Source organism: Neisseria benedictiae (assembly GCF_958267435.1).
GTDB classification, from domain to species: domain Bacteria; phylum Pseudomonadota; class Gammaproteobacteria; order Burkholderiales; family Neisseriaceae; genus Neisseria; species Neisseria bergeri.
Genome location: NZ_CATQFV010000061.1, coordinates 1 through 1,627 on the forward strand (window position 1 = coordinate 1; position 1,627 = coordinate 1,627).

Below are 1,627 nucleotides of genomic sequence, written 5' to 3' on the forward strand. Positions count from 1 at the left end.
AGAAAAATCTCGGCATTTTCTGAGAAAAAACTTTGGCAATTTATTGCATTATTTGCAACTCCCTTGCACTTTTATAAAAGCGACGATAACCGTCGCTTTTGTTTTACCGGTTGCAGATAACCGGTTCGCCGCCGGTTTTTTGCGTTTTTTCCCGACCAACGGAATAGATAAGCTCAAGGCGGGTGGTTCGGAAATCTTTAAATAACTCTCTAATATCGGGATGGTCATTAATGGACATCATTACTTTGCCTTTGCTCTCAGCCATCGATTTCGCCAATAGTTCGTATTGCATCCAATCAAAAGAACGGTCATATCCTGCTGTTTGCCAATACGGTGGGTCTGCGTAGAAGAAGGTATGTTCGCGGTCGTAGCGTTTAAAGCACCGTTCCCACGGTTCGTTTTCAACGAATACACCGTTCAGTCTGGTTTTGGCAGCGGTCAGTTTTGCTTTGACTTGAGAGGCGTCCCATGCTTTAGATGTAGTTGCTGTACCGAAATGCTGTTGGACGGTTTTGCCGCCGAAGGCATTGTGCCGGAGGTAGAAGAACCGTGCAGCACGTTGGATGTCTGTCATGCAATCCGGCGGGGTGCTTTGCGGTCGGGAGAAGACTTCACGGCTCGTCGGCATCCACTCGAACTGTCTGACAAACTCATCAAAATGATGCTGAACGACGCGGTAGAGGTTGACAAGCTGTCCGTCGATATCGTTAAGTACCCCTACTTTGGCAGGTTTCGGACGAAGGAAAAAGAGTGCCGCTCCACCTGTAAACAGTTCGACATAACAGGAATGTTCGGGGAACAGCGTTTTTTACATCATATATATACTCCTAAATTAAGGCATTCAAAAGATGCTTAAAAACAAGTTTAATATGATGCCCGGCGGCATTTTGACGATTTTTAATCAGTTGAAGGTATTGATGTTTTTGCAGCGCAGTTCGCGGCAGTTTTGCATTTGCACCCACTCCAATTTTGGATAGGATGCCCGAGTCTCTAGAGACTAAGGCGGCCTAGAAGTCAATGCAGGGTTCTCTGCTTGGCTGGCGTACCGGTGTTGTTCCCGCACCGGTACGTCGCCGTCCCACTTTAATATTTTTTATCCTCCTTTATTGATGTTATTTCCATCAGTTGCTCTGTATCATTTGATAATTGGCAATTTCTTTTTCCACTCGCTCGAACAGGGCAATATCGCCGGTTTCCGATGCGTATCTGCCGACCCTCATCCATTCGTCGATTTGGGTCTGACAAAATTGAGAGGGTGTCATACAGCCTCCCTTCGGAATATTGCCGCCAAATCCCCGGGCGAGAACCGCCAACCTTCGGTTATTCCCATTACCGTCGCACAAAACTCGCTACAGAACCAGCGGTTTTTGCTCTGAGTCAGACGGAATACCGTCCCAACTGCTCCCATCCAGTCGTAACGGCAACCGCGTGTCTGAGCATATAGGCAGACAACCGAACTGTGCGCGGATGGCGGCAGCGGAATCAAATCCCACTTGTCAGACGGCAGCGGCATCACTTTCATACGTACACCGCCGTCGCGCCCACTGGCGGAATAACAGGCATAAGAAGAGGCGCAGTATGTAGGGAGCCGCACGGCGATTTCGCAGTGACTGTACTGACTGCGGGT

Annotated in this window: 3 protein-coding genes; all 3 read right to left on the bottom strand. The window is 48.6% G+C overall.

Annotation, left to right across the window (positions count from 1 at the left end):
- Nucleotides 1-103: 103 nt before the first annotated feature.
- The gene (locus Q3O12_RS07775; RefSeq protein ID WP_301669963.1) at nucleotides 104-802 is read right to left on the bottom strand and encodes a DNA adenine methylase; all 699 of its coding nucleotides are present in this window, start codon (nucleotides 800-802) and stop codon (nucleotides 104-106) included.
- A 319-nt stretch (nucleotides 803-1,121) separates the two neighbouring features.
- Nucleotides 1,122-1,262 carry a hypothetical protein gene (locus Q3O12_RS07780; RefSeq protein ID WP_301669961.1) on the bottom strand — a complete coding sequence of 47 codons (141 nt, stop codon included), beginning with the start codon at nucleotides 1,260-1,262 and terminating at the stop codon, nucleotides 1,122-1,124.
- Nucleotides 1,259-1,627, bottom strand: a 369-nt coding sequence (locus Q3O12_RS07785) for a hypothetical protein (RefSeq protein WP_301669962.1), incomplete at its 5' end; no start/stop codon positions are given. The genes Q3O12_RS07785 and Q3O12_RS07780, both read right to left, overlap by 4 nt.